We start from the raw sequence: 24,266 nt of genomic DNA on the forward strand, positions 1-24,266 counted from the left end.
AATTTTTTAGAAATATATAAAATTATATAAATTTTATATCGATTCTATCATTGGAATGTTTCTACCATGATATATTTCTCTCATTTCTTTCCATAATAAATCCACAATATACGAAGACTCTTTTTTTGACAAATCTTGTACATTAATATTAAATAAATAATTTTGTAAATTAAATTCCTTTAATAACATTCGAGTATGAAAAATATTTTCTTGGTATACATTTACATCAACCATTTCATACATAGATTTGATTTTATTAGACATAAAGTTTTGAATAGAGTTGATTTTGTGATCAATAAAATGCTTAATTCCATCGATATCTCTGGTGAACCCCCTAACTCGATATTCAATTGTCACTATATCTGATTCTAACTGATTTATAAGATAATTTAATGCGTTAAGTGGAGATATGATCCCACAGGTTGAAACTTCAATATCTGCTCGAAAAGTACAAATCCCACTTTGAGGATGACTTTCGGGATATGTATGGACACAAATATGACTTTTGTCTAGATGAGCTAAAACAGAAGATGAAATAATATTTTTATTTTTTTTTTCAACGTCGACTGTATCTAAAGTTATTGGTTCCTCACATACTAATATAGTCACACTAGCGCCTTGTGGATCATAATCTTGATGAAATATATTTAGCACATTAGCACCAATAATTGAACATGTTTTTTTCAATATTTTTGTCAATCGGATAGCATTATATTGTTCATCAATATATGCAATATAGCTATTTCTTGAGTTATTAGTATTTGCATAACAAATATCATAGATACAAAAACTTAGGCTTTTTGTTAAATTATTAAAGCCATATAATTTTAGTTTTTGCAATTTAATTACTCTCCTATGAAAGGATTTCTAACTTTCATTTAACATATTAATTATATATTGAGGCAAAGCAAAACTGCTTATATGTGTTTGAGGGTTATAGTAGTTAAAAATTAATTTTGTTTTTTTTATACGAGATTTCAATTGTTCAATATGAGTTAAACGTAGTTTTATATTATCAGAGCCCCATGCAAACATCATTGTTCCTCCATAATAACTGGGAATTGCTGCTTGATAAAAACTAGTATCATAAAAATATTTTTTTAAATTTTTATAAGTTGAAACAATTTCATCTTTTTGAAAAAAAGAAATACCATTTTGTGCCACAAAAATTCCATTTTTTTTAAGAATTTTTTTACAATATAAATAAAACTCTGAAATAAATAAATTTTTCCCAGGTCCAATTGGATCTGTGGAATCAGATATAATTAAGTCAAATTTATTAGTAGTTTTTTTGACAAAATGCAATCCATCATCAATGATGAGCTTTAAACGAGGGTCTTCATATGCATTATTACTATGTTTAGGGAAGTATTTTTTACATAAATTAATAATATTAATATCAATTTCTACCATCGTAATATTATTAATATTTTTATGCCTACATAGTTCTCGTAATATACCTCCATCACCTCCACCTATTATTAATACATCTTTTATGTCTCCATGAGAAAATATAGGTATATGACTTAACATTTCATGATATATGAATTCATCTTTTTCTGTTGTTTGTACAATATCATCTATTGTCATCATTTTACCCATAACTGAATTATTAAATATTTTAATGTCATGGTGTTTATTTTTTTCTTGATATAACATTTTATCAATTAAAAAATATTGTCCAAGATGACAATGAAGTTTTTCATGCCATATTTTGTTATTAATCATGGTATTTTTTACCCTTAAATATATTAATAATAAATTATTTAGTAATTGATTTTGAGTGTATTGAAACAATAGAGTTTGCTTTTAGATTTTTTAAAGAAGGATAATGATTTTTGTTAAATATTTTAAATATTGTATAATTATTTTTTTTTATTCAAAAATATTTAAATTTAATAAAGATTATCAAAAATATTAAAATAATTCTATTATTTATTCAATAGATTCATAAAATTGTGTATTTTCTAATATTAATTGAACTAAATTAAAAGATTGTAATGATGCAAGAGATATATTTTTGTTAAAATTTGATGTAGCTTGCGTATCAGATAGATCAGATATTGACTTGACAACAATTAATGGAATATTAAATTGATAACATACTTGAGCTATTGCTGTAGACTCCATTTCTACTGCGATCGCATAAGAAAATTGTAATTTTAATTTGTTAATAAAGTTTTCTCCTCTAACAAATGAATCTCCGGTAATAAGTAAACCTGTAGCAAATTTAAAGTTGAATTTTATAGCAGTTTCTATAAGAACATGATATAAATTTTTATTTATTTTAAAAGTTTTTGGGTATTGAGGTATTTGACCTCTAGCATATCCAAAATTTATTAAATTTACATCATAATAACATAACTTATTAGGAATTATAATATCTCCTATTTTTAACTCAGGATGTAAACTTCCTGCTGAACCGCTATTGATAATAATATTAATTTTAAAGAAATTTATAAGTATCATAGCTGCAATACTGGCTGAAACTTTGCCAATACCTGATTTTATTAAAAAAATATTATTTTTTTTAAATTTTCCTATATAAATTTGAAATTGTCCAATATTTTTTACTTGTTTATCAATTATAACTTTTTTAAATATTTTAATTTCTTGATCTATAGCGCCAATAATTCCAATATTTATATTCATATTAATTATTTTTAATTATTTAATTTTTTATATATTAAACGATGATCCACATCCGCATGTATTTTTTGCGTTTGGATTATACACTATAAACTTTGATCCTTCGAAATTTTCTATATAATCTATTTTACCACCATTTAAATATTGTAAACTAATAGGGTCTACAATTAAAGAAACATCTCCTTCGTTAATTAATATATCGTCTTGATTTATTTTATCATCTAAAACAAATTGATATTGAAACCCACTACATCCGCCTCCAAGAATATATATTCTTAATTTTAAGTGTTTATTTGTTTTAGTTAAAGTAAGGTGTTTAATTTTTTTAATTGCATTTTTTGTTAATTTAATATGATTATTAATAATGTGTTTCACTTTCAATATATTCTCGAAATATTTAGATATTGTTTAAAATAAGATATCATATCTTATCATGAAATAAATAATTTAAAGAAATGAATATAGATTAAGTATAAATAATTTATTTAATCCTTGCGCCGATAGATTATTTTTTTATTGGCGCAGGTTAATTATATAATAAAAAATATAGAAAAATAATATAACTGAACTATATTTTATAGTTAAATTTTTTATTTTTCATTTGAAAAATTAATCAGATCTTTTTCTAAGAAATGCAGGGATATCTAAATATTCTGGTTCTTTACGTTTTATTTGCTCTTTTTCTTTAATTTCATTTTTTATATGTTTTTTATCTAATATTGTAGATGACGTATTTAAATATTGATAACGATAATCCATTAATGTTTCTTTAGAAGATTTTTGTTTAATTTGATTAATATCTGAATATTTTTCCATTCCAATTCCAGTTGCTACTACTGTTACGCGGAGTGTATCATTCATATCAGGATCTAAAGATGTTCCTATAACAACTGTCGCATTATCTGAAGCAAAAGATCTAATAGTATTTCCGACAGTTTCAAATTCATCTAATTTTAAATCAAAACCAGCAGTAATATTAACTAAAACACCTCTGGCTCCTGATAAATCTATATCTTCTAATAAAGGACTAGATATTGCTATTTCTGCAGCTTCTTCAGCGCGATTTTCTCCAGAAGATATTCCTGTTCCCATCATTGCATATCCCATTTCAACCATCACAGTTCGAACGTCAGCAAAATCTACATTCATAAGACCAGGCCTTGTAATGAGTTCAGCAATACCTTGTACAGCACCTTTTAATACATTGTTTGCCGCACCGAAAGCATCTAATAAAGAAATACCCCGACTGAGTACTTTAAGTAATTTATCGTTTGGTATTGTAATTAAGGAATCTACATATTTTGATAATTCAATAACTCCTTGATCAGCTACAATCATTCTTTTTTTACCTTCAAAATTAAAAGGTTTTGTTACTACTGCTACAGTTAAAATACCTAATTCTTTTGCAATTTCCGCTACCACTGGTGCAGCCCCAGTTCCAGTTCCTCCTCCCATTCCAGCAGCTATAAAAACCATATCAGAACCATCTAATGCTGATTTTAATAGTTCTTTATCTTCTTCTGCTGAATTTCGTCCAATTTCTGGATTTGCTCCAGCTCCTAGTCCTTTAGTAATATTATTTCCTATTTGAATAGTTTGTCCTACTTCTATTTTTCTTAAAGCTTGGGCATCAGTATTAATAGCAAAAAATTCTACACCTTCAATACGTTCTCTAACCATATATTCTACTGCATTGCCACCACCTCCGCCAACTCCAACTACTTTAATTATTGCATTATTACTTAATTCTACAGGTTCAAACATAATTTAATTCCATTGTCTATCTTGAATTTTAGAGATATATAAAATTGATTTAAAATTCTTTTTTAAACCAATTATTAATTTGTTTAAACCATTTTTCAATAAAAGAACTTTCTTTTTTTATATTTTCAGATTGCAAGTAAAATTCTTTTCCATAGTGTAATAAGCCCACTACTGTTGAATAATGTGGTTCATTTATATTTTCTGTTAGTCCGGAAATATTTATAGGTTTAGCAATACGAACTTTATTTTGAAAAATTTTCTCTGCACATTTTCTTATTAATGAAATAGTTGAAGCACCTCCTGTTAGTACTATACCACTGGATAATTGATTTTTCCTTCCTTCTTGATAAAGTTTATTTTGTACATAAATAATTCTATTATTAATTAAAGTTAATAGTTCATTATACCTTGATTCAATTACTTCTGAAACGGTATTAAATTGTAAGTTTTGAAATAAATTTTGATTTTTTTCAGACAGTTCAGTATTACTTAATGAGTCTATATTCGTTTTTAGTGCAGATTCATAATTGATTTTTATGATTTCTGAATCAGAATAAGAAGTATTAAATGCATATGCAATATCTTTAGTAACAATATTTCCTGCATATGGAATAACTTGACTATCTTGTATAAATCCATCGATATATGTAGAAAAATCTATTGTTCCTCCTCCTATATCAATCATACATACACCTAATTTACATTCTTCTTTACTTAACACAGATTTACTAGATGCAAGACCTGAAAAAATTACTTGATCAACTTTGATATTGCATGTTTCTACTGCTTTAATAATATTTTTAGCTATATTTTGATGACAAGTAATCAAATGAACTCTTACTTGCATTCTTGTACCTGATAAACCTATTGGATTTTTTATTCCAGACTGTTGATCAATTGAATATTCTTGTGGAATAACATGTAATATGTGATGCTCATGAAGAATTTTAACTGATTTAGCAGTATGTATTACATTTTCTATATCTTCTTTTGTAACTTCATCTTCAGAAATTGGAACTATTCCAATTTCATTTTGACAATTAATGTATTTACTAGATAAAGATAGATATACAGAAGTAATATTACAATTAGCCATAGTTTCAGCTTGATAAATAGATTCTTGTATACATGAAACAACTGCATCTAAATTATTAATTCTTCCTTTATCTATTCCTTTTGATTTGCATATTCCTATTCCAATTATGTTTATTTTATTATCTATTGAAATTTCACCTACTAAAGTAACTACTTTAGTAGTGCCTACTTCTAGTCCTACTACCAATTTTTTATTTGTTGATATAATCATTCTTTATTAGCCTATACTATATTTTTTAAATTATTAATTTTTTGTTGTAAATTAGGATTTCTAATATTTTATATTATAGTTATTTGACATCAACAATGTTTTTAAAATTGTTTATTTAGACAGAAATAAGTTTTAAAAATTTATTTTTTAAAAATTATTTTATATAATATTTGTTTAAAAAAAGTAAATTATTTAAATATATAAATATTATTAAATAAAATTTTTAATTTATTATACTTTATAAATTATAAAATGTTGTTTTTACATAAGTTTATTAAGTAGTAGCAAACTTTTCATTTTATATAATTTTAATATTTTTAATATATTTTAAATTATAATATTAATAAGTTTCTATTAACTATTTAATATAATAGTTTTATTTAAAATTTTTAGTACTAGTTCGTCAAATGATATACCTATAGTATTTGCAGATATTGGAAGTAAACTGCGATGTGTCATCCCGGGAATAGTATTTATCTCTAATAACCAAAATTTATTATTATTATCTAATATTACATCAATTCTACCACATCCGTTACATCCTAACGTACTCCAAGCTTTTTTTACTATTTTTTTTAATTTTTTTTCTTGTTTTAAATTTAATCCACTTGGACATAAATATTTAGTAGAAGATAATTCATATTTTGAGGAGTAATCATAAAAATTATTTTTTGTGATAATTTGAATAGAAGGTAGTATTTCTTCGCCAAGAATTGATACCGTATATTCTTTTCCTTTTACGAATTTTTCTACTAAGATATTATTGCTATAATTAAATGCTATTTCAATTGCATTTTTTAATTGATCTTTGAAATAAACTAATGTAATTCCTATGCTTGATCCTTGATTATTTGGTTTAACTAAAAGAGGGTATTCTAATTTATCAGATTTTTTTATTAAGAAAGCATCTGAATTTTTTAAAAGATCTTTTTTTTCAATGTATATATCCGGTAATACAGGAAGACCAACAGATTTCCATAGTAATTTAGTTTTTTTCTTATCTAAAGAAATAGAAGATGCCATAATCCCACTTCCAGTATAAGGAATATTTAAATATTCTAAAATCCCTTGAATACTACCATCTTCACCTCCTTTTCCATGAAGTGCTATATATGCAATGTTAAACTGTTGTTGTTTTAATTGCATAATAGGAAAATCACGTGTATCAAATGGATACGCATTAATACCAGATCGAATTAAGCTTTGTAGAATCGCATATCCTGATGCTATTGATATTTTCCTTTCTGTAGAATTACCGCCTAATAATACTGCTACTTTTTTTTTCATATTGTCACTTTTTTATTTTTTAATAAAAATTTTATTAGCTATTTTTGCTATATCTCCAGCACCTTGTATTAAAATAATATCATTTCCGCTTAGATAAGGAATAACTGAATCTAGTATTAATTTATAATGTTTAATTAGAACTATATTCATTTCTTTTGTTTTTTTTATATCAATTAACAGTGATTTGCTCTCTGCTCCAGCAATAATATTTTCATTGGCAGAATAAACATTCAATATTAATAGTGTATCTACTCGGGATAAAATCCTCACAAAATCATTATATAAATTATGTGTTCTTGTGTATCGATGAGGCTGAAAGATCATTATTAAATTTTTTTCAGGCCAACTAGTTCTTATTGTTTTAATATTTTCAGATAACTCAGTAGGATGATGTCCATAATCATCTATTAACATGATATTTTTTTTTAAAATATTATTTTTTTTTATTGAGATTTTTCCAAGATATTCAAATCTTCTATAAGTACCTTGAAAATTTTTTAATGATTTTAAAATTATTTGATCAGATATTTTTTGATTTGCAGCTATTGCTATTGCAGCTGTTGCATTTAAGGCATTATGTTTTCCAGGTATTTTTAAAATCACTTCTAAATTAGATTGATTTTTTCGAACCAAAGTAAAACGAGAAATAAAATCATTTTGTTGATAGCAAGAAATATGAATTTCAGCATTTTTATTGAATCCGTATGTAATTATTTTACATTTTATTTTTGGCATTATATCTTGTATAGCAGCATTATCGATGCATAATATAACAGTACCATCTGAGGGAATTATATTTATAAATTTTAAAAATGAATTTTTTAATAAATTAAAATCATTATTATAATAATTCATATGATCAGGTTCAATATTTGTTACAATAATATTTTTTGGAGTTAAATAAAGAAACGAACTATCACTTTCGTCTGCTTCTGCGATTAGATAATCAGAACATCCTAATTTGGAATAAGAATTAATTGATTTTATTAAGCCACCATTAATAATAGTAGGATCTAATTTATTTTCATTAAATATATCAAAAATCATTGCAGTAGTAGTTGTTTTTCCATGTGTACCAGAAATAGCTATTCCAAATTTATCTCGCATTAATATTTGTAACATTTCTGCTCTTAATAATATAGGAATTTTTTTTTTTTTCCTTCTATAATTTCTTCATTATTTAGTGAAATAGAACTAGATATAACAATTAAATCAATATTTTTAATATTTTTTTTAGAATGATTAAAATAAACAATTGCTCCTAATTTTATTAATTTTTTTGTAATTTCAGTTTTCAATATATCTGAACCACTAATTTTATATCCTAATTGTAATAAAATCAAAGCAATTCCATTCATTCCAGAACCTCCAATACCTATGAAATGAATATTATTAAATGATTTTTTTTTAAAGAAATTATGTGTTTTTATATTTATTGTATTCATTTTATATATTTAGTTATCAAGAATTTATTTTTTAGAAATATTTTGAATTATTTTGAAAATTTTTTTTGTAGAGTTTCCAACTCTCAAAGAAAATGCTTTTTCTGCCATTACGAGTAATTTTTTTCTATTTAAAGAGTTTAATATTTTTAATATTACATTTATATTAAATGCAGATTGATTAATAATTTTTGCAGCACCATTATCTTCTAAATCTTGTGCATTTAACAATTGTTGCTGATCTTTATGTGGATATGGTATAAAGATTGCACCGAGTCCTACAGTGGTAATTTCGCTTATGGTTAATGCACCAGAACGAGATATAATTACATCAGCCCATGTGTACGCAGAAGCTATATCTTCGATAAAAGCGTTAATTATATGTTCATATAATCCGTACTTTTGATATTTTTTTTTCGTTTTTTCTAGCTCATTTTTCCCTGTTTGATGCCAAATAACAATTTTAGATTTTAAAAAAAATGATATTTTAGGTAAAATACTGTTAAAAATAGATGCGCCTTGACTTCCTCCAATAATTAATATTCTTAGAGGACCAGATCTATTTTTAAAGCGGTTAATAGGAGCTGGAATGTTTATAATATCTTCACGTACTGGATTGCCTACAATTTCAGCGTTAGGTAAAGACCCTGGAAAAGCTTGCATGTTTTTTGTAGATATTTTAGATAGTAATTGGTTTGTAAGACCTGGGATTTTATTTTGTTCGTGTAAAATAAAAGGAATTTTTGAAGTCCATGCTGCTATTCCTCCAGGTCCAGATACATACCCTCCCATACCTAATATAATATTTGGTAAATAACTATTGATAATTTTTTTAATTTTCCAATAAGATTTAAATATATGTATTGGAGCAGAAATTAAAGTTTTTAAATTAGCGTTTCTTAATCCATTTATTTGAATGAAATGAATTTTAATATTATGTTTAGGCACAATATCTGATTCTATTTTATTTCTTGTTCCTATCCAGTTCACATTCCATCCATGTTTAATTAAGTATCTTGCTATAGTAATAGCTGGAAATACATGTCCACCACTACCACCTGCTATAATTATAATTTTTTTGGAACTCATTTATAATTTTCCTTAGGTAAAGCTTGATTTTCACTTAATCTTGATTCAAAATCAATTCGTAATAAAATACAAATAGCTATTAAATTAACAATTAAGCTTGAACCTCCATAGCTAATTAATGGTAAAGTTAAACCTTTAGTTGGCAATATTCCAGTCACCGCTCCAATGTTAATTAGTGTTTGAAAACTAAACCATAAACCAATAGAACAAGCTAAAAAACCTGAAAAAATTTCTTTTTTTTCTAAAGATTTTTGCCCAATATACATGGCTCGAAAAGAAATAATAAAAATAGTTAATAATATTAAAAAACAGCCTATATAACCTAATTCTTCTCCTATAATAGAAAATATAAAATCACTATGAGCTTCGGGTAAATAATTTAGTTTTTGTATTGAATTTCCTAAGCCTTGTCCAAAAAAATGACCTCTTCCCAAAGCTATCAATGATTGTGTTAATTGGTATCCATTTCCAAATGGATCTTTCCAAGGATTCCAAAATGATAATACTCTATTAATGCGATATGGTTTTATTAAGATTAAGAATATTATTATTAGTGAAACTATAATAATAATTGAAAAAAATTGTTTTATTTTTGCCCCGGAAAGAAATAAAATTGATAAAGTAGTAAGAAATAAAACAACTACCGTTCCCAAATCAGGCTCTGCTAATAAAAGAACTGATTGCAAAGTAATAATACACATGGGTTTAAAAAATCCCCAAAAATTATTATGTACCTCTTTAATTTTTCTTGAAAGGTAATTAGAAATGTAAAGAAAAGAAGAAATTTTACATATTTCAGAGGGTTGTATATGCAATATACCTATGTTGATCCATCTATAAGATCCATGTACTGATTTGCCTAGTAAAAGTACAAAAATAAGTAGTGAAGTTGAAAATATTAATATAAAATTACTATATTTTTTCCAAAAAATAACAGGGATTCGTAAAATGAATAAAGATAATAAAAATATTAGAGCAAAGTAAAACACTTCCCTTTTTGCAAAAAAAAATGGATCTTTATATAAACTTTGTCCTATAGGTATAGATGTAGATATTACCATGATTAATCCAGTAATACATAAAGCTAAAGTTAACCATACTAGTAATCTATCATATAATATAATATTTTTTTTTTATTTTTTTTGAAAACATTAACTTATTTCCTTTGATAATTTTATAAAAAGATTACCTCTTTCTTCGAAGTTTTTAAATTGATCTGTACTACTACATCCTGGAGATAAAAGCACTACATCACTTGGTTTAACTTTTTTAGAAATTAAGATCATTGCATCTGTTAAATATCGAACATAAATAGATTTTTTTTTACATATTTTAGATATACTCATACCGTCTTTACCAAAACAATAAATTTTAACTTTTAATTTTTCTAAATAATTTTTTAGAATATTAAAATCAGCGGATTTTTTATTTCCTCCTAATAATAACCATATTGTTCCTTGAGTTTGGATATTTTCTAAAGCTGTTTTAGTACTATTAACATTAGTGGATTTTGAATCATTAATCCAGGATATATTATTATGTTGATGTACTATTTGAAATCGATGTGGTAAATTTACAAACTTTCTAAGTACGTCTTTAGTTATATTTCTAGGAAAGCCCATTATATCTGAAATTGCTAGAGCAACTAAAGCATTTTCATAATTATGATATCCATATAATAATGTTTTTGATGTATCAATTATTTTCTCTTTTCTACAGTATAAAAAATGTTTTCCTGTTATGTGTTTGATATAATAATCACTATCATCTGTACCAAAGGTAATATATTTTTTTTGTTTATTTTTAAAAAAATAAATTTTTTCTTTTAAATTTACTAAGCATATTTCTGAGTTTTTATAAATAGATAATTTAATTTGTTTATACTGTTTAAATCCATTGGGATATCGATCTAAATGATCTTCATTAATATTTAGTACTACAGATATTTTTGATTTCAAGCTAAATATATTTTCAAGTTGGAAACTAGATAATTCTAGTATATACAAATCAGCTTTTTTTTCTAATATATTTAATACTGGAAATCCAATATTTCCTATTAGATAGGCTTTATATCCTGATTTTTTTGCAATTTTTTTCACCATTGTAGCTACAGTACTTTTTCCATTAGTACCTGTAATAGAAATAATTGGAGATTTTGTTTCTCTAGCAAATAATTCAATATCACTAATTATTTCAATACCCAACATTCGTGCTTCCATTAAAATAGGTTTAAACGAAGATATTCCGGGGCTAATAATAATTAGATCTGATTCCAAAATCCATTTTTTTTCTAAACCTCCTAATTTATATTTAATATTTTTAGGAATTTTATTTAAATAATCAGGTTTTTTAGATTCATCAATTATTTTGGGAATTGCACCTTTTTTTAAAAAAAAATTAATACAAGATATGCCAGTTAAACCTATACCTAAAATTAATATTTTTTTTTCCGAATACTTATATGGCATTATGTACCCTTAAAGATATAATTCCTATTAATAACAATATAAAGGATATTATCCAAAATCTAATAGTAATTAAAGTTTCTGATAATCCCTTTACTTCGTAATGGTGATGAATTGGAGCCATTTTAAATATTCTTTTTTTTCTAATTTTAAAATAAATAATCTGTAATATTACAGACATAGTTTCAAAAACGAAAACTCCACCCATTATCATTAATAATAATTCTTGATGTAATAATATAGATATCATTCCTAATGCACCTCCTAGTGATAAAGATCCAACATCACCCATAAATATTTGAGCTGGATAAGTATTAAACCATAAAAAACCTAGTCCAGAACCAATAATTGATGCGCATAAAACACTTAATTCATTGGCTTGTTTAGAATAAAAAATATTTATATAATTACATAAATGAATTTCAGAACTACAAAAAGCAATTAAACCTAATCCAAATGATATAAAAATTACTGGCATTATTGCTAGCCCATCTAATCCATCTGTTAAATTTACGCTATTACTTGTACCTACAATAACAAGATAAGATAAAAATATATAAAAATAATTCATTTTTATAAGGATTTGACTATAAAAAGGAATTATCAATTCAATATAAATATTGCTTTCTTTATTGAATTGCATAATAAAAATGATTAATATAGCAATTATTGACAAACAAAAAAATTTATATGATATTTTTAATCCATTTGAATTTTTAAACTTAATTTTTTGATAATCATCTAAAAACCCGATTAAACCATATCCTAATATAATAGTAAGAACATACCAAATGTATTTATTATATAAATCACAATAAAAAAAAATAGATAAACATATTGATATAATAATTAATATTCCTCCCATCGTAGGAGTTTGGTTTTTATTAAAATGACCTATAGGTCCATTTATTCTTATAATCTGGAATGTTTGTAATTTTTTTAAATAAGATATAACATATGGCCCAAGAAATAAATTTATAAAAAATGATGTTAGTAAACTAAATATTATTCGGTAGGAAATAAAATTAAATATTTTACAATTTAAGTATTTATTAATTAGAAATATCATTTTTTTTATACTCTTTTATTAAATATTTGACAATTGTTTCCATTTGCATATTACGTGAGCCTTTGATTAAAATCGTACTTGTGTTTTTTTTTGAAATTTTTTCTTTTAATTTTTTCTCTAATATATGTTTATATTTTTCTGAAAAATGTTTTCCATTTTTACATATTTTAAAAATTTCACGACTATACTTACCTAAACTGAAAATATGATCAATATTTGATAAATTAGCAATATTACCTATAATTTTATGATATAAAATGCTTTTTTCACCTAATTCCGCCATATCTCCTACGACTAATATTTTATAACCTGGCATTTTTTCTAAAACTTTAATTGCTATGATCATAGAAGCCACATTTGAGTTATATGTATCATTAATTAAAATTTTATTTTTACTTAACTTAATTGGCTCTAATCTTCCTGGAATAATAGGAGATTCTGATAATCCAATTTGAATTTGTTTTAATGGTATATGAACCGAAAATGCAAGAGCACTAGCAGCTAGAGCGTTAGATATATTTTGATACCCTAAATATGGTAATACAATTTTTATTTTTCCGCATGGTGTATGCATAATAAAAGATGTTTGGTTTGAGTGAATTTCAATATTAGTAGCAAAGAAATTACTTTCTTTTTTTTTTCGATAGAAAAATACAATATTTTTTTATTTTGAATTTTTTTTTTCCATTGTGAAAGGTGATGGCTATCTAAATTAATAATTACTGTGCTTTTATTTTTTAAATAAGATAATATTTCTGATTTTTCTTTTGATATACCTAGTAATGATTTAAAACCTTTTAAATGCGCATAATAAATATTGTTTATTAACGCGATATTTGGTTGAGAGATTTTTGAAACGTAACGAATTTCACCAGGATTATTAGCTCCTAGTTCAATTAATCCATATTTATCTGTTTTTTTTAATCTTAATAAAGTAATAGGTACTCCTATATGATTGTTTTCGTTATTCGTTGTATATATTATATGGTGTTGTTTTTTAAGTATAGAAGCAGTCATTTCTTTCACCGAAGTCTTTCCACAAGATCCAGTAATAGCTAATATTTTTGGGTCTACTATATTTCGAATCCAAGTAGCAATTTGCCCCAAAGCAATAGTAGTATTTTCAACTATAATATAAGAAATAAAAGATATAATTTTTCGATTAGTGATAATTGCAGTGCATCCTTTTTGCAAGGCTTCTTCGATAAATATATGTGCATCAAATTTATTGCCTTGTAATGCAATAAATAGGGTATTTGATATGATTTTTTTACTATTTATGCTAATATTATCTATTATAATGTTTTTTCCATATAATAAACCATTTGTAATACTAGCAATTTTTTTTAACGAAATAGGAATCATGTTTTTTTTCCAATAAATTTAAAACTATTGCTTGATCTGAATAGTAAATATTCTGATTACCAATTATTTGATAATTTTCATGTCCTTTACCAGCAATAAAAATTATATCGTTAGCATTTGATCGAAAAAAAACATAAGAAATAGCTTTTTTTCTATTGGGGATAATTATTATTTTTTCTTTTTTTATACATCCAGTGATAATTTCTTTAATTATTGTATTTGGATTTTCATTTCTAGGATTATCATTAGTAATGATCACTTTATCTGCTATTTTTTCTGCAATCTTCCCCATTACAGGGCGTTTTTTTTTGTCTCTTTCTCCTCCACATCCAAATATACACCATATTTTTTTTTTAGAATATTGTAATTTAATAGCATCTAGTGCTTTTTTTAAAGCATCAGGAGTATGAGCATAATCTATAATACAAATTGGTTTTCTAATAAAATCAAATTTTTGCATACGCCCGTATATTGGTTTAAGTTTTATAGATGTTTTAATAAGAGCAGATAATTTATAATTCATTTCTAACATACATGCTAGTGATAATAATAAATTTTCTACGTTAAAACTTCCTATTAAACAACTAGATAAAACGCCTTTTCCCCAGCTAGATTCAAATGTTATATCAGTTTTTTTACTATCAATTTTGATAGAAATAGCATTTATCCATTTTGTAGCATATTTTTTTTGTCTAGAATCTTGAATTGTAACTGCAACTGTATATTTATCAGAAAATTTTTTTAACCAATTTTGTGCATATTTATCGTTAGCATTTAATATTATTTTGTTTACTTTATGATCAGTAAAAAGTGAAAGTTTAGCTAATTCGTATTTTTGCATATTTTCATGATAATCTAAATGATCTTGTGTTAAATTAGTAAATATTGCAGTATGAAATAAGATATTTTTAACGCGATTTTGGACTAAACCATGTGACGAAACTTCCATGGTAACTAATTTGACTTTATTTAATACTGAATGTAAAAAAGATTGTATATCGATAGCTGATGAAGTTGTATTAATTGCAGGTTTTAAGAAGTTATGTAAACCATTTCCAAGAGTTCCCATTGTTGCAATTTTATTTCCTAATAATTCATTCCATTGATTAATTAGTTGTGCCACTGTAGTTTTTCCGTTTGTCCCGGTAATTCCAATTACTTTTAATCGGCTACTTGGTTTATGATAAAATCTTTCAGCTAAAATTGAAAGTTTTTTAGAAATGTTAAAAAAAGATATTATCGGAATATTATTAATATAATTTATTTTTCCATGTTGTTTTTTTTTTGTAGTTTCAGATAATATTGCTGCTACTTTTCTAGAAATCGCGTGAAAAATAAAACTATGCCCATCTTTTCTTTTTCCTTTTACGGCTATAAAGACATCTTTATTAGATATTAATTTTCTACTATCTAGAACTAGATTATTAATATTTATTTTTGGAAGATTTTTAATCCAAGGTGACAAAAAATGTTTTAAGTTATTTTCTTTCATTAAATTTTATTTTTAATTTATTTTTTATAAATTATCTGGTTTAATTTTCATTGTTTTTAATACTGATACCATTATCTTACTGAACACTGGAGCAGAAACCGCACCGCCATAATATTGATTGCCTTGTGGATTATCAATAACAATAATTAAAGCAAATTTTGGGTTTTTAGCTGGAGCAACACCTGCAGTATAGGCTATATATTTTTTAATGTAACATCCATGAATACCAACTTTTTTTGCTGTTCCTGTTTTAATAGCAATACGATATTTTTGTGCATCTATTTGATTAATATTTTCATCTGGTTCTACAGTTTTTTCCATCATATTAAGCACTTTTTTTACATATTTTTGAGGGAAAATTCTTTTTTCGTATAATGGATGATTAATTTTAATAATAGATAATGGTTTATAAATTCCATAACTTCCTATTGTTGTATATAATCTAGCTAATTGCAGTGGTGTGACCATTAATCCATATCCAAAAGAAAAAGTTGCTTTTTCTAAATTTGATAAATTTTTCTTTTTAGGTAACAAGCCTTTGTGCTCTCCAATTAATCCCAAATTAGTTTTCTGACCTAATCCAAATTTCAAATATGCATTAATTAAATTTTTACTTTTCATAGCAAGTGCAATTTTTGATACACCAACATTGCTAGATTTTTTTAATATTCCGGAAATATCTAATTTTTCATGATACGAAACATCTTTAATTTGATGCTTTTGAATAAAAAAAGGCTTGGTATTTATTACGGAATTTTCTTTGATAATACCTTCTTTTAATGCTTCCATAATAACTATTGGTTTAACTGTAGAGCCTGGTTCAAAAATATCTGAAATCGCTCGGTTTCTAAAATTTTTTGAAATTATGTATTGTTTTTCATTTGGATTATATGCAGGACTAGTTGCCATTGACAATATTTCTCCAGTTTTGATATCAATTAAAACAGCAATTCCAAAATCTGCTTTATTTTTATTTACACCTTCACATAATTTTTCATAAGTAATAGTTTGTAGTTCTTTGTTAATGCTTAATATTAAATTTTTAGAATTAGATTTGTGAATTAGAGATTCATTTTCAATTACATGACCTTGGTTATCTTTTCTTATTTTTCTTTTACCTGGTTTTCCTGTTAAGTCATTATTAAAACTTTTTTCAACACCTTCTATACCTTCGTCATCTATATTATTAAATCCAATAAGTTGTGCAGCGATTTTTCCAGAAGGATAATAACGTTTTGCTTCTTCCGTTAAATATATACCAGGTAGTTTTAGTTTTTTAATGTATTCACCAACTTCAGGAGTGATTTGACGTACTAAATAAATAAATTTTAAATTTTTATTAAAATTTGCATGAAAAACAATTTTTTTTAATGGAATAGAAAGAACATTAGATAATGCTTTCCATCTTATACTATTTTCAATATCTATATCGTTTTGAATCATACTAGGATCTATAAATACTGCATTTACTGGAACGGTAACAGCTAATGGATATCCAAGTCGATCATTAATAATCCCCCTAGTATTTATTACAGGTTGTATTCTTAATGTTCTACGATCTCCTTCATATGAAAGTTTTTTAGAATCAATTACTTGAAGAAATATCATACGTGATGTTAAGATAATCAAAAATGATAAAACAATAATACATAATGCTATAAAACGCCAATTTATATAATTTTTTTTTCTTATGTTGTTTTTTTTAAATAATTTTATATTTTTTTTGATGTACATTTTATAATTATCTTATTTTAAAATTTTTAAAAAATTTAATTCAATGTATATTTTATTAAAATAGTTGTTAATTTAAAATAATTAAATATTTTTTACTAATTAATTATAGGCATGGAAAGAGTATTTTTTTCAATAATTAAATTTCTCCATTCATCATTTTTTTTTTTTCTTCTATACGTAATTTTTCTTGTTCAGTAATCAACATTCTAGTTTTATAGACTATTATGACAATAGAATTAGCAGACAATATTATTGCAAACAAGAGGATTAAGTGTATTTTTGCATATAAAAGAAAATCATTTTTAATGATGATTGGTAAATCATAGTGTTGTTTTTTATTCATATTTTTTTAACTCTGCTGTACGTAATATAGCACTTCGAGATTTAGGATTTTTTTGAATTTCTTCATAAGTTGGTAACATTCGATTTATAATTTTTAATTTGCAAATTTTAAGTTTTTCTATTTCTTTTTCTGTTATAGGCATACCGTAAGGAATTTTCGCTCTCATACTATGTTTGAGCATAAATTTTTTAATTATTCTATCTTCTAATGAGTGGAAACTAATGACTGTTATACGTCCACCTGGTTTTAATATTTTTAACGATTCTTCTAATGCATTACTTATTTCTTCTAATTCTTGATTAATATAAATCCGGATTGCTTGAAATGTTCGTCTAGCTGGATGTTTAAAAATATTTTTTTTTGGTATTGCTTTTTTGATAATATTTACTAATTCTAAAGTTTCTGTTATTTTTTTTTTTCTATTATAATCTTTAATTGCATATGCAATTTTTTTTGCAAAACGTTCTTCTCCAAAATTTTTTAAAACGAAAATAATTTTTTCAGCACTTGCTTGAACAATCCAATTAGATGCTGTAATACCACAAGTTTGATTCATTCGCATGTCTAGAGGTCCATTTTGTTTAAACGAAAAACCTCTTTTATAATCTAATATTTGTGATGAAGATACTCCTAAATCAAATAATATTCCATCTACTTTTCTAATAATCTTGTTGGATTTAGCATAATTTAAAATTTTTGAAAAATTGTCATGAATTATAGAAAAACGTTTATCTTTAATTTTATTCCCTATTAATATAGAATTTAAATCTTTATCAATAGCATATAATTTTCCATCTTTTCCTAGTTTTTTTAAAATTTCAATCGCATGCCCACCCATTCCAAATGTACTATCAATGTAAATGCCGTTTTCTTGAATTTTTAATGATTTAATTAGTTCTTTTTTCATCACAGGAATGTGTTTTATATTTTGATTCATAGTGAAATTGTTAAGATATAAATGAAATAGAAACATGGTCACTTTATATTTTAAAATGACCATGTTTTTGATAAATAATAAAATTTTTATAAATATATTTGATTTACATTATCCTCGAGAAATTCCTACTATTCCAGAACGAGTCATTTCGATAATTTCAGATATATTTCTAATTATTTTAAGAAAAGAATCTAATTTTTTTGTCGTTCCTGAAAGTTGTAATACGTATGTGGTTGATGTAACGTCTACAATCTGTCCTCGAAAAACTTCAGTAATATGTTTAATATCATTTTTGCAGTTATTTGTTTGCACTTTTATTAACATAATTTCACGTTCTATGTGAGATTTTTGTTCAATTTTAATAACTCTTAAGACATCAATTAATTTATGTAGTTGTTTTTCAATTTGTTCAATAGATTTTTCATTGCCCACTGTTTGTATAGTCATTTTTGATAAAGACGAGTCTTCTGTAGGCGCTACTGTAACTGTTTCGATATTATAACCTCTTTGCGAAAAAAGTCCTATCACACGTGATAATGCACCTGATTCATTTTCTAAGAGAATAGATAAAATACTTCGCATATTTTTTATTAAAAAACCTCTTTTTTCCTTAACCACATTTCATTCATACCTCCTCCTTGAATTTGCATAGGATAAACGTGCTCAGAATTGTCTATTTGAATATCTAAAAAAACTAAATTTCCTTCAGATAGTTTTTTTAATGCTAATATTAGTGTTTTTTCTAATTCTTCTGTTTTATCTATACGTAACCCAATATGTCCATATGATTCGACTAATTTTACGAAATCTGGAAGTGAATCCATATATGAATGAGAATGTCTTCCAGAATAAATCATATCTTGCCACTGTTTGACCATACCTAAAGAAGAATTATTTAAATTGAGTATTAAAACAGATAAATTGTATTGTTTTGCAGTTGATAATTCTTGAATATTCATTTGAATGCTACCATCGCCTGTAATACAAATTACAGTGGCTTTAGGCATTGCTAATTTCACACCTAGTGCTGCGGGTAATCCAAATCCCATTGTACCTAGTCCTCCGGAATTAATCCAATGTCTAGGTTTATTAAATTTATAATATAATGCTGCGAACATTTGATGCTGACCAACATCGGAAGTAATAAAACATTTGCCTTTAGTTAATTTAAAAATAGTTTGAATAACATTTTGAGGTTTTATTTTGGTGTTATTTGTATTATATTCCAAACTTTTTGTTTGTCTCCATTCCTTAATAATGTTCCACCATTTTTCTAAAGAGTAAATTTTTTTTTCTTTTTTTATTAGTTTTATTAATTCTTTTAAAACGTATTTTGCATCACCTACTATTGGTATGTTTGCTGGAACAGTTTTAGAAATAGATGTAGGGTCAATATCAATATGTAAAATAGTAGCATTTGGGCAATATTTTTTTAGATTGTTTGTTGTTCGATCATCAAATCGTACTCCTATAGCAAAAATAACATCAGAATTATGCATTGCCATATTAGCTTCGTAGGTACCGTGCATACCTAACATAGAAATACTTTGAGGATGACTCCCTGGAAAAGCTCCTAATCCCATTAAAGATGTTGTAACAGGACAATGAGTTTTTTCTGCAAATTCTAATAATTCATCGCTGCTGTTAGAGCTGATTACTCCTCCACCTGCGTAAATCACAGGTTGTTTTGCTTGTAATAATATGCTTAGTGCTTTTTTAATTTGTTTTATATGGCCTTTAGTAGTCGGTTTATAAGATCTTATATGTATATTTTCAGGCCATATAAATTCAGTTTTACTTTTTTGTTTTAAAATATCTTTAGGTAAATCAATAACTACTGGACCCGGACGTCCTGTAGATGCTATCCAGAAAGCTTTTTTAAAAATCATAGGTATATCTTCAGTGTTTTTAACTAAAAAACTATGTTTTACTATTGGTCGAGAAATCCCAATCATATCGCATTCTTGAAATGCATCATATCCAATTAAAGATGATGCTACCTGACCTGAAATTACTATCATTGGAATTGAGTCCATATAAGCTGTAGCAATTCCAGTAATTGCATTAGTAGCACCTGGACCAGAAGTTACTAATACTACACCTATGTTACCAGTAGATCTTGCATATCCATCAGCCATATGAGTTGCTGCTTGCTCATGTCTTACTAAAATATGTTCAATTCCACCAACAGTTTTTAGAGCATCATAAATATCTAGTACCGCACCACCAGGATAACCAAATATATGTTGTATTCCCTGATTAATTAATGATCTAATAACCATTTCGGCTCCTGATAATATTTCCATTTTTTCCTCCAGGATGCTATTTTATTAGGTTTATTCCTAGTTTTTATTTGTAGTTTATCCTGATAGTTTATCTAAATAAAGTAAGAATAGTGTAATTTAAAAAATTATAAAAAATTAAAAAGGATGTCAATTAATATTAATTAGTTTTTTTATTATTACAAATATATTAAATATTATCAATAAATTGAAATAAATTAAATAATTATATATTTTATTAAAATTATTCTTTTGGAATTCTTTATTTTAAAATTAAAAATTTTTTAAATTGAGGTGAAACCCATGTAAAAAAACTATTTTTTTCTTTAGTTATTAAACAAACAGCTAAATTTTCATTTATAGATAATTTTTTAGCTTTTTTAAAACCTAATAAAATCAGTCCAGTATCCCAACTATCTGCTTCTAATGCAGTAGCAGATATAACGCTGACAGATACTAAATTATTCTTGATAGGAATGCCATTTTCAGGATTAATAATATGTGAAATATTTTTACCATGAATACTATAATAATTAAGATAAGTTCCAGATGTGCTAATAGATTTATTTTTGAGATAAATAAGTAATTGAATTGATTGTTTTTTATCGGTAGGTTTTTGAATTGCAATAATTTTTGGCTTTATTTTATTATCCATTTTTACTAAAACTGTACCTCCTATTGAAATCATATAATTTTTAATTCCATTTTTTTTTAGTATACACGATAAGTGATCGACAGCGAATCCTTCACCTAATGTAGAAAGATTTATTTTCATACCATCTAAATTTTTCTTTAAATATACTCCATATAAGTTATTGATAATTTGTAAATGCTGAATACCTGAAAGATTTATATTTTTTTTTATTATATTTATTGAAGGGTAATTATGAGGTTTTTTTTGAGTTCCAAATCCCCATATATTTATTAAAGTTCCAATAGTTATATCTAATTTTCCAGTGGTTTTCTCATGCATAGTTAGCGCTGTTAAAATAATTTTTAAAAATTTTTTATTAATTTTTAATAATTTATGTTTTTTTAATTGATTGAATTTATAAACTAAAGATTGTTTTTTCCAAGGAGACAAAAATTCTTCATCTGTATCGAGATTTCTTTGTATTAATATTTTTAAATTTTTTATATTTTTTATTTTCATATTGGGAATTTTTACTTGCCAGTATGTTCCCATTGTTTTTCCTTTTAATTCTATTATTTTTTTTATTTTTTCATTTGTATCTTGATGTGTAATGTAAAAAAATATTAAAAAACATAAAAAGATATTTATTATCTTACTGAATATCATAAATATAAAACCATTATTTTTAACTAAAAAAAATATTATATAGAAAATATATTTTGTATAAAAATTTTTTTATAAATATTTATATAAAAAAATAAATATGAAGCAATAAATATTTATAACGTTATAATTTTTCAATTATTTATTAAAGTATTTTTTTTGTTTATCTGATAAGGATCGATGGAGTTAATAAATTATGAAGTGTATACTGAAATTTTATTTTAATTAAAATTTTTTAGATTTTTAATCGTTTTATCTATTTAAGATTAGATTGTAATGTATGAGACATAAATAATGAAAAGAATAAATATAGTATTATGCCAAACAGTATTTATTTTCAATCTATTATTAATCCTAGGAATGTCTTGGGGAAATAAAAATTTCAGTCCTAATAATAATTCCTCTGTACCTGTTATTCCTAGTTTAGCGCCTATGTTGGAAAAAGTTATGCCGTCAGTAATAAGTATTAATATTGAAGGAAGTACTATAATTCATACTTCTCGTTTACCTCATCAATTTCAACCTTTTTTTGGTGATAATTCTCCTTTTTGTCAAAAGAATTCACCGTTTCATAATTCTCCTTTTTGTCGTTCTAATCCAAATTCTGATAGTGCCAATGAAAAGTTTCGTGCATTAGGATCAGGTGTTATTATTGACGCTGAAAAAGGATATGCTGTAACTAACAATCATGTTGTAGAAAATGCTAATACAATACAAGCTCAGTTAAGTGATGGACGTCGTTATGAAGCTTATGTAATTGGGAAAGATGCACGTTCTGATATTGCTTTAATACAATTAAAAAACGCAAAAAATTTAAGCGCAATCAAAATTGCAGATTCTGATAACTTAAGAGTAGGCGATTATACTGTAGCTATTGGTAATCCATATGGTCTTGGTGAAACTGTTACGTCTGGTATTATTTCTGCTTTGGGAAGAAGTGGGCTAAACATTGAACATTACGAAAATTTTATTCAAACTGATGCAGCTATTAACAGGGGTAATTCAGGAGGGGCTTTAGTTAATTTAAACGGTGAGTTAATCGGAATCAATACTGCAATATTAGCCCCAGATGGTGGTAATATAGGCATTGGCTTTGCTATTCCTGGAAATATGGTTAAAAATCTTACAGCTCAAATGGCTCAATTTGGACAAGTAAGACGAGGTGAGTTAGGTATAATAGGAATGGAATTGAATTCTGATTTAGCAAAAATAATGAAAATTAATGCTCATAAAGGTGCTTTTGTCAGTCAGGTATTACCTGATTCTTCTGCATTTCAAGCAGGTATTAAAGCTGGAGATATTATTATATCTCTAAATAAAAAACCTATTTCTAGTTTTGCAGCATTACGTGCTGAAATTGGATCGTTACCAGTTACTACAAAAATGACATTAGGAATATTTAGAGATAGTCAAATTAAATATATATTTGTTGAATTAAAGCCTTCTATTAAACATAACATGAATTTTGGAGATATTTATATAGGTATCGAAGGTGCTAATTTATCTAATCATTTAGATAAACAAAAAGGTGTAAAAGTAGAAAATGTTAAAGTAAATAGTCCAGCTGCAAAGATTGGTTTTAAACAGGATGATATTATTATAGAAGTGAATCAAAATTTAATAAATAACTTAGATGACTTAAAACGAGCATTAGATAGCAAATCAAGTGTATTAGTTTTTAGAGTAAAAAGAGGAGTAAATAATATTTACTTAGTAAGTGAATAGTCTATTATATAATTCCGCCC

General features: G+C 25.2%; 21 protein-coding genes and 2 pseudogenes. 1 reads left to right on the top strand and 22 read right to left on the bottom strand.

The window, feature by feature from the left end; translation table 11 throughout:
- Positions 1-33: 33 nt before the first annotated feature.
- From speD to D9V63_RS01165, 22 genes and pseudogenes are all read right to left on the bottom strand, one after another.
- Complete coding sequence (speD, locus tag D9V63_RS01070; protein ID WP_158368603.1) at positions 34-840, bottom strand: adenosylmethionine decarboxylase; 807 nt, start codon at positions 838-840, stop codon at positions 34-36.
- A 27-nt stretch (positions 841-867) separates the two neighbouring features.
- The gene (speE, locus tag D9V63_RS01075; RefSeq protein WP_158368605.1) at positions 868-1,728 is read right to left on the bottom strand and encodes a polyamine aminopropyltransferase; all 861 of its coding nucleotides are present in this window, start codon (positions 1,726-1,728) and stop codon (positions 868-870) included.
- A gap of 207 nt (positions 1,729-1,935) precedes the next feature.
- Complete coding sequence (locus D9V63_RS01080; RefSeq protein ID WP_158369278.1) at positions 1,936-2,646, bottom strand: 5'-methylthioadenosine/adenosylhomocysteine nucleosidase; 711 nt, start codon at positions 2,644-2,646, stop codon at positions 1,936-1,938.
- Between the two features lie 33 nt (positions 2,647-2,679).
- A complete protein-coding gene (erpA, locus tag D9V63_RS01085) occupies positions 2,680-3,024 on the bottom strand; it encodes an iron-sulfur cluster insertion protein ErpA (protein WP_158368606.1) in 345 nt (114 codons plus the stop codon).
- Positions 3,025-3,258: 234 nt separating this feature from the next.
- Positions 3,259-4,413, bottom strand: coding sequence for a cell division protein FtsZ (gene ftsZ / locus D9V63_RS01090; RefSeq protein WP_158368608.1), 1,155 nt, complete (start codon positions 4,411-4,413; stop codon positions 3,259-3,261).
- Positions 4,414-4,462: 49 nt separating this feature from the next.
- Positions 4,463-5,719 (bottom strand): cell division protein FtsA, encoded by a 1,257-nt coding sequence (ftsA, locus tag D9V63_RS01095; protein WP_158368610.1) that lies wholly within the window; start codon positions 5,717-5,719, stop codon positions 4,463-4,465.
- Positions 5,720-6,073: 354 nt separating this feature from the next.
- Positions 6,074-7,006 (bottom strand): D-alanine--D-alanine ligase, encoded by a 933-nt coding sequence (locus D9V63_RS01100; RefSeq protein WP_158368612.1) that lies wholly within the window; start codon positions 7,004-7,006, stop codon positions 6,074-6,076.
- Positions 7,007-7,018: 12 nt separating this feature from the next.
- Positions 7,019-8,128 carry a UDP-N-acetylmuramate--L-alanine ligase gene (gene murC, locus D9V63_RS01105; protein WP_261979545.1) on the bottom strand — a complete coding sequence of 370 codons (1,110 nt, stop codon included), beginning with the start codon at positions 8,126-8,128 and terminating at the stop codon, positions 7,019-7,021.
- A gap of 8 nt (positions 8,129-8,136) precedes the next feature.
- Positions 8,137-8,451 (bottom strand): Mur ligase domain-containing protein, encoded by a 315-nt coding sequence (locus tag D9V63_RS03145; protein ID WP_261979546.1) that lies wholly within the window; start codon positions 8,449-8,451, stop codon positions 8,137-8,139.
- A 24-nt stretch (positions 8,452-8,475) separates the two neighbouring features.
- Entirely contained in the window at positions 8,476-9,537 is a 1,062-nt protein-coding gene (murG, locus tag D9V63_RS01110) for an undecaprenyldiphospho-muramoylpentapeptide beta-N-acetylglucosaminyltransferase (protein WP_158368614.1), read from the bottom strand.
- A pseudogene (gene ftsW / locus D9V63_RS01115) lies at positions 9,534-10,664 on the bottom strand (cell division protein FtsW); the annotation flags it as partial. The pseudogene ftsW and the gene murG, both read right to left, overlap by 4 nt.
- A 24-nt stretch (positions 10,665-10,688) precedes the next feature.
- Positions 10,689-12,005, bottom strand: coding sequence for a UDP-N-acetylmuramoyl-L-alanine--D-glutamate ligase (gene murD, locus D9V63_RS01120; protein ID WP_158368617.1), 1,317 nt, complete (start codon positions 12,003-12,005; stop codon positions 10,689-10,691).
- Entirely contained in the window at positions 11,995-13,071 is a 1,077-nt protein-coding gene (gene mraY, locus D9V63_RS01125; RefSeq protein WP_158368619.1) for a phospho-N-acetylmuramoyl-pentapeptide-transferase, read from the bottom strand. The genes murD and mraY overlap by 11 nt, the downstream gene beginning before the upstream one ends.
- Entirely contained in the window at positions 13,055-13,645 is a 591-nt protein-coding gene (locus tag D9V63_RS03150) for a glutamate ligase domain-containing protein (protein ID WP_410051813.1), read from the bottom strand. The genes mraY and D9V63_RS03150 overlap by 17 nt, the downstream gene beginning before the upstream one ends.
- Entirely contained in the window at positions 13,621-14,436 is an 816-nt protein-coding gene (gene murF, locus D9V63_RS03155; protein WP_261979547.1) for a UDP-N-acetylmuramoyl-tripeptide--D-alanyl-D-alanine ligase, read from the bottom strand. Before murF ends, D9V63_RS03150 begins: the two co-directional genes overlap by 25 nt.
- Positions 14,405-15,928, bottom strand: a complete 1,524-nt coding sequence (gene murE, locus D9V63_RS01135) for a UDP-N-acetylmuramoyl-L-alanyl-D-glutamate--2,6-diaminopimelate ligase (RefSeq protein ID WP_158368621.1) — start codon at positions 15,926-15,928, stop codon at positions 14,405-14,407. The genes murF and murE overlap by 32 nt, the downstream gene beginning before the upstream one ends.
- Positions 15,915-17,662, bottom strand: a pseudogene (gene ftsI / locus D9V63_RS01140) (peptidoglycan glycosyltransferase FtsI). The gene murE and the pseudogene ftsI overlap by 14 nt, the downstream one beginning before the upstream one ends.
- A gap of 136 nt (positions 17,663-17,798) precedes the next feature.
- Positions 17,799-18,005 carry a cell division protein FtsL gene (locus D9V63_RS01145; protein WP_261979548.1) on the bottom strand — a complete coding sequence of 69 codons (207 nt, stop codon included), beginning with the start codon at positions 18,003-18,005 and terminating at the stop codon, positions 17,799-17,801.
- Positions 17,998-18,942: a 16S rRNA (cytosine(1402)-N(4))-methyltransferase RsmH gene (gene rsmH, locus D9V63_RS01150; protein ID WP_158368625.1), complete on the bottom strand. Its 945-nt coding sequence runs from the start codon at positions 18,940-18,942 to the stop codon at positions 17,998-18,000. Before rsmH ends, D9V63_RS01145 begins: the two co-directional genes overlap by 8 nt.
- A 108-nt stretch (positions 18,943-19,050) precedes the next feature.
- A complete protein-coding gene (gene ilvN / locus D9V63_RS01155) occupies positions 19,051-19,524 on the bottom strand; it encodes an acetolactate synthase small subunit (protein ID WP_158369280.1) in 474 nt (157 codons plus the stop codon).
- An 8-nt stretch (positions 19,525-19,532) separates the two neighbouring features.
- On the bottom strand, positions 19,533-21,248 hold the full coding sequence (locus D9V63_RS01160) for an acetolactate synthase 3 large subunit (protein WP_158368627.1): 1,716 nt from the start codon (positions 21,246-21,248) through the stop codon (positions 19,533-19,535).
- A gap of 238 nt (positions 21,249-21,486) precedes the next feature.
- Complete coding sequence (locus tag D9V63_RS01165) at positions 21,487-22,524, bottom strand: FAD:protein FMN transferase (protein ID WP_158368629.1); 1,038 nt, start codon at positions 22,522-22,524, stop codon at positions 21,487-21,489.
- A gap of 291 nt (positions 22,525-22,815) precedes the next feature.
- Here D9V63_RS01165 and degP point away from each other — a divergent pair, with 291 nt between their 5' ends.
- Complete coding sequence (gene degP, locus D9V63_RS01170; protein ID WP_158368631.1) at positions 22,816-24,246, top strand: serine endoprotease DegP; 1,431 nt, start codon at positions 22,816-22,818, stop codon at positions 24,244-24,246.
- Positions 24,247-24,266 lie beyond the last annotated feature (20 nt).

The sequence above is a fragment of the Buchnera aphidicola (Aphis nasturtii) genome (genome assembly GCF_005083345.1).
Classification (GTDB): Bacteria; Pseudomonadota; Gammaproteobacteria; order Enterobacterales; family Enterobacteriaceae; genus Buchnera; species Buchnera aphidicola_R.

Bases quoted from the DNA above. Each gene is read 5' to 3' on its own strand.
- D9V63_RS01160 (WP_158368627.1), bottom strand. From the start codon at position 21,248: ATGGAAATATTATCAGGAGCCGAAATGGTTATTAGATCATTAATTAAT.
- degP (WP_158368631.1), top strand. From the start codon at position 22,816: ATGAAAAGAATAAATATAGTATTATGCCAAACAGTATTTATTTTCAAT.
- murE (WP_158368621.1), bottom strand. From the start codon at position 15,928: ATGAAAGAAAATAACTTAAAACATTTTTTGTCACCTTGGATTAAAAAT.
- speE (WP_158368605.1), bottom strand. From the start codon at position 1,728: ATGATTAATAACAAAATATGGCATGAAAAACTTCATTGTCATCTTGGA.
- D9V63_RS01100 (WP_158368612.1), bottom strand. From the start codon at position 7,006: ATGAAAAAAAAAGTAGCAGTATTATTAGGCGGTAATTCTACAGAAAGG.
- murF (WP_261979547.1), bottom strand. From the start codon at position 14,436: ATGATTCCTATTTCGTTAAAAAAAATTGCTAGTATTACAAATGGTTTA.
- ftsA (WP_158368610.1), bottom strand. From the start codon at position 5,719: ATGATTATATCAACAAATAAAAAATTGGTAGTAGGACTAGAAGTAGGC.
- rsmH (WP_158368625.1), bottom strand. From the start codon at position 18,942: ATGAATCAAAATATAAAACACATTCCTGTGATGAAAAAAGAACTAATT.
- D9V63_RS01165 (WP_158368629.1), bottom strand. From the start codon at position 22,524: ATGATATTCAGTAAGATAATAAATATCTTTTTATGTTTTTTAATATTT.
- ilvN (WP_158369280.1), bottom strand. From the start codon at position 19,524: ATGCGAAGTATTTTATCTATTCTCTTAGAAAATGAATCAGGTGCATTA.
- D9V63_RS01145 (WP_261979548.1), bottom strand. From the start codon at position 18,005: ATGAATAAAAAACAACACTATGATTTACCAATCATCATTAAAAATGAT.
- mraY (WP_158368619.1), bottom strand. From the start codon at position 13,071: ATGATATTTCTAATTAATAAATACTTAAATTGTAAAATATTTAATTTT.
- ftsZ (WP_158368608.1), bottom strand. From the start codon at position 4,413: ATGTTTGAACCTGTAGAATTAAGTAATAATGCAATAATTAAAGTAGTT.
- D9V63_RS03145 (WP_261979546.1), bottom strand. From the start codon at position 8,451: ATGAATACAATAAATATAAAAACACATAATTTCTTTAAAAAAAAATCA.
- murG (WP_158368614.1), bottom strand. From the start codon at position 9,537: ATGAGTTCCAAAAAAATTATAATTATAGCAGGTGGTAGTGGTGGACAT.
- murD (WP_158368617.1), bottom strand. From the start codon at position 12,005: ATGCCATATAAGTATTCGGAAAAAAAAATATTAATTTTAGGTATAGGT.
- murC (WP_261979545.1), bottom strand. From the start codon at position 8,128: ATGTTACAAATATTAATGCGAGATAAATTTGGAATAGCTATTTCTGGT.
- D9V63_RS03150 (WP_410051813.1), bottom strand. From the start codon at position 13,645: ATGCATACACCATGCGGAAAAATAAAAATTGTATTACCATATTTAGGG.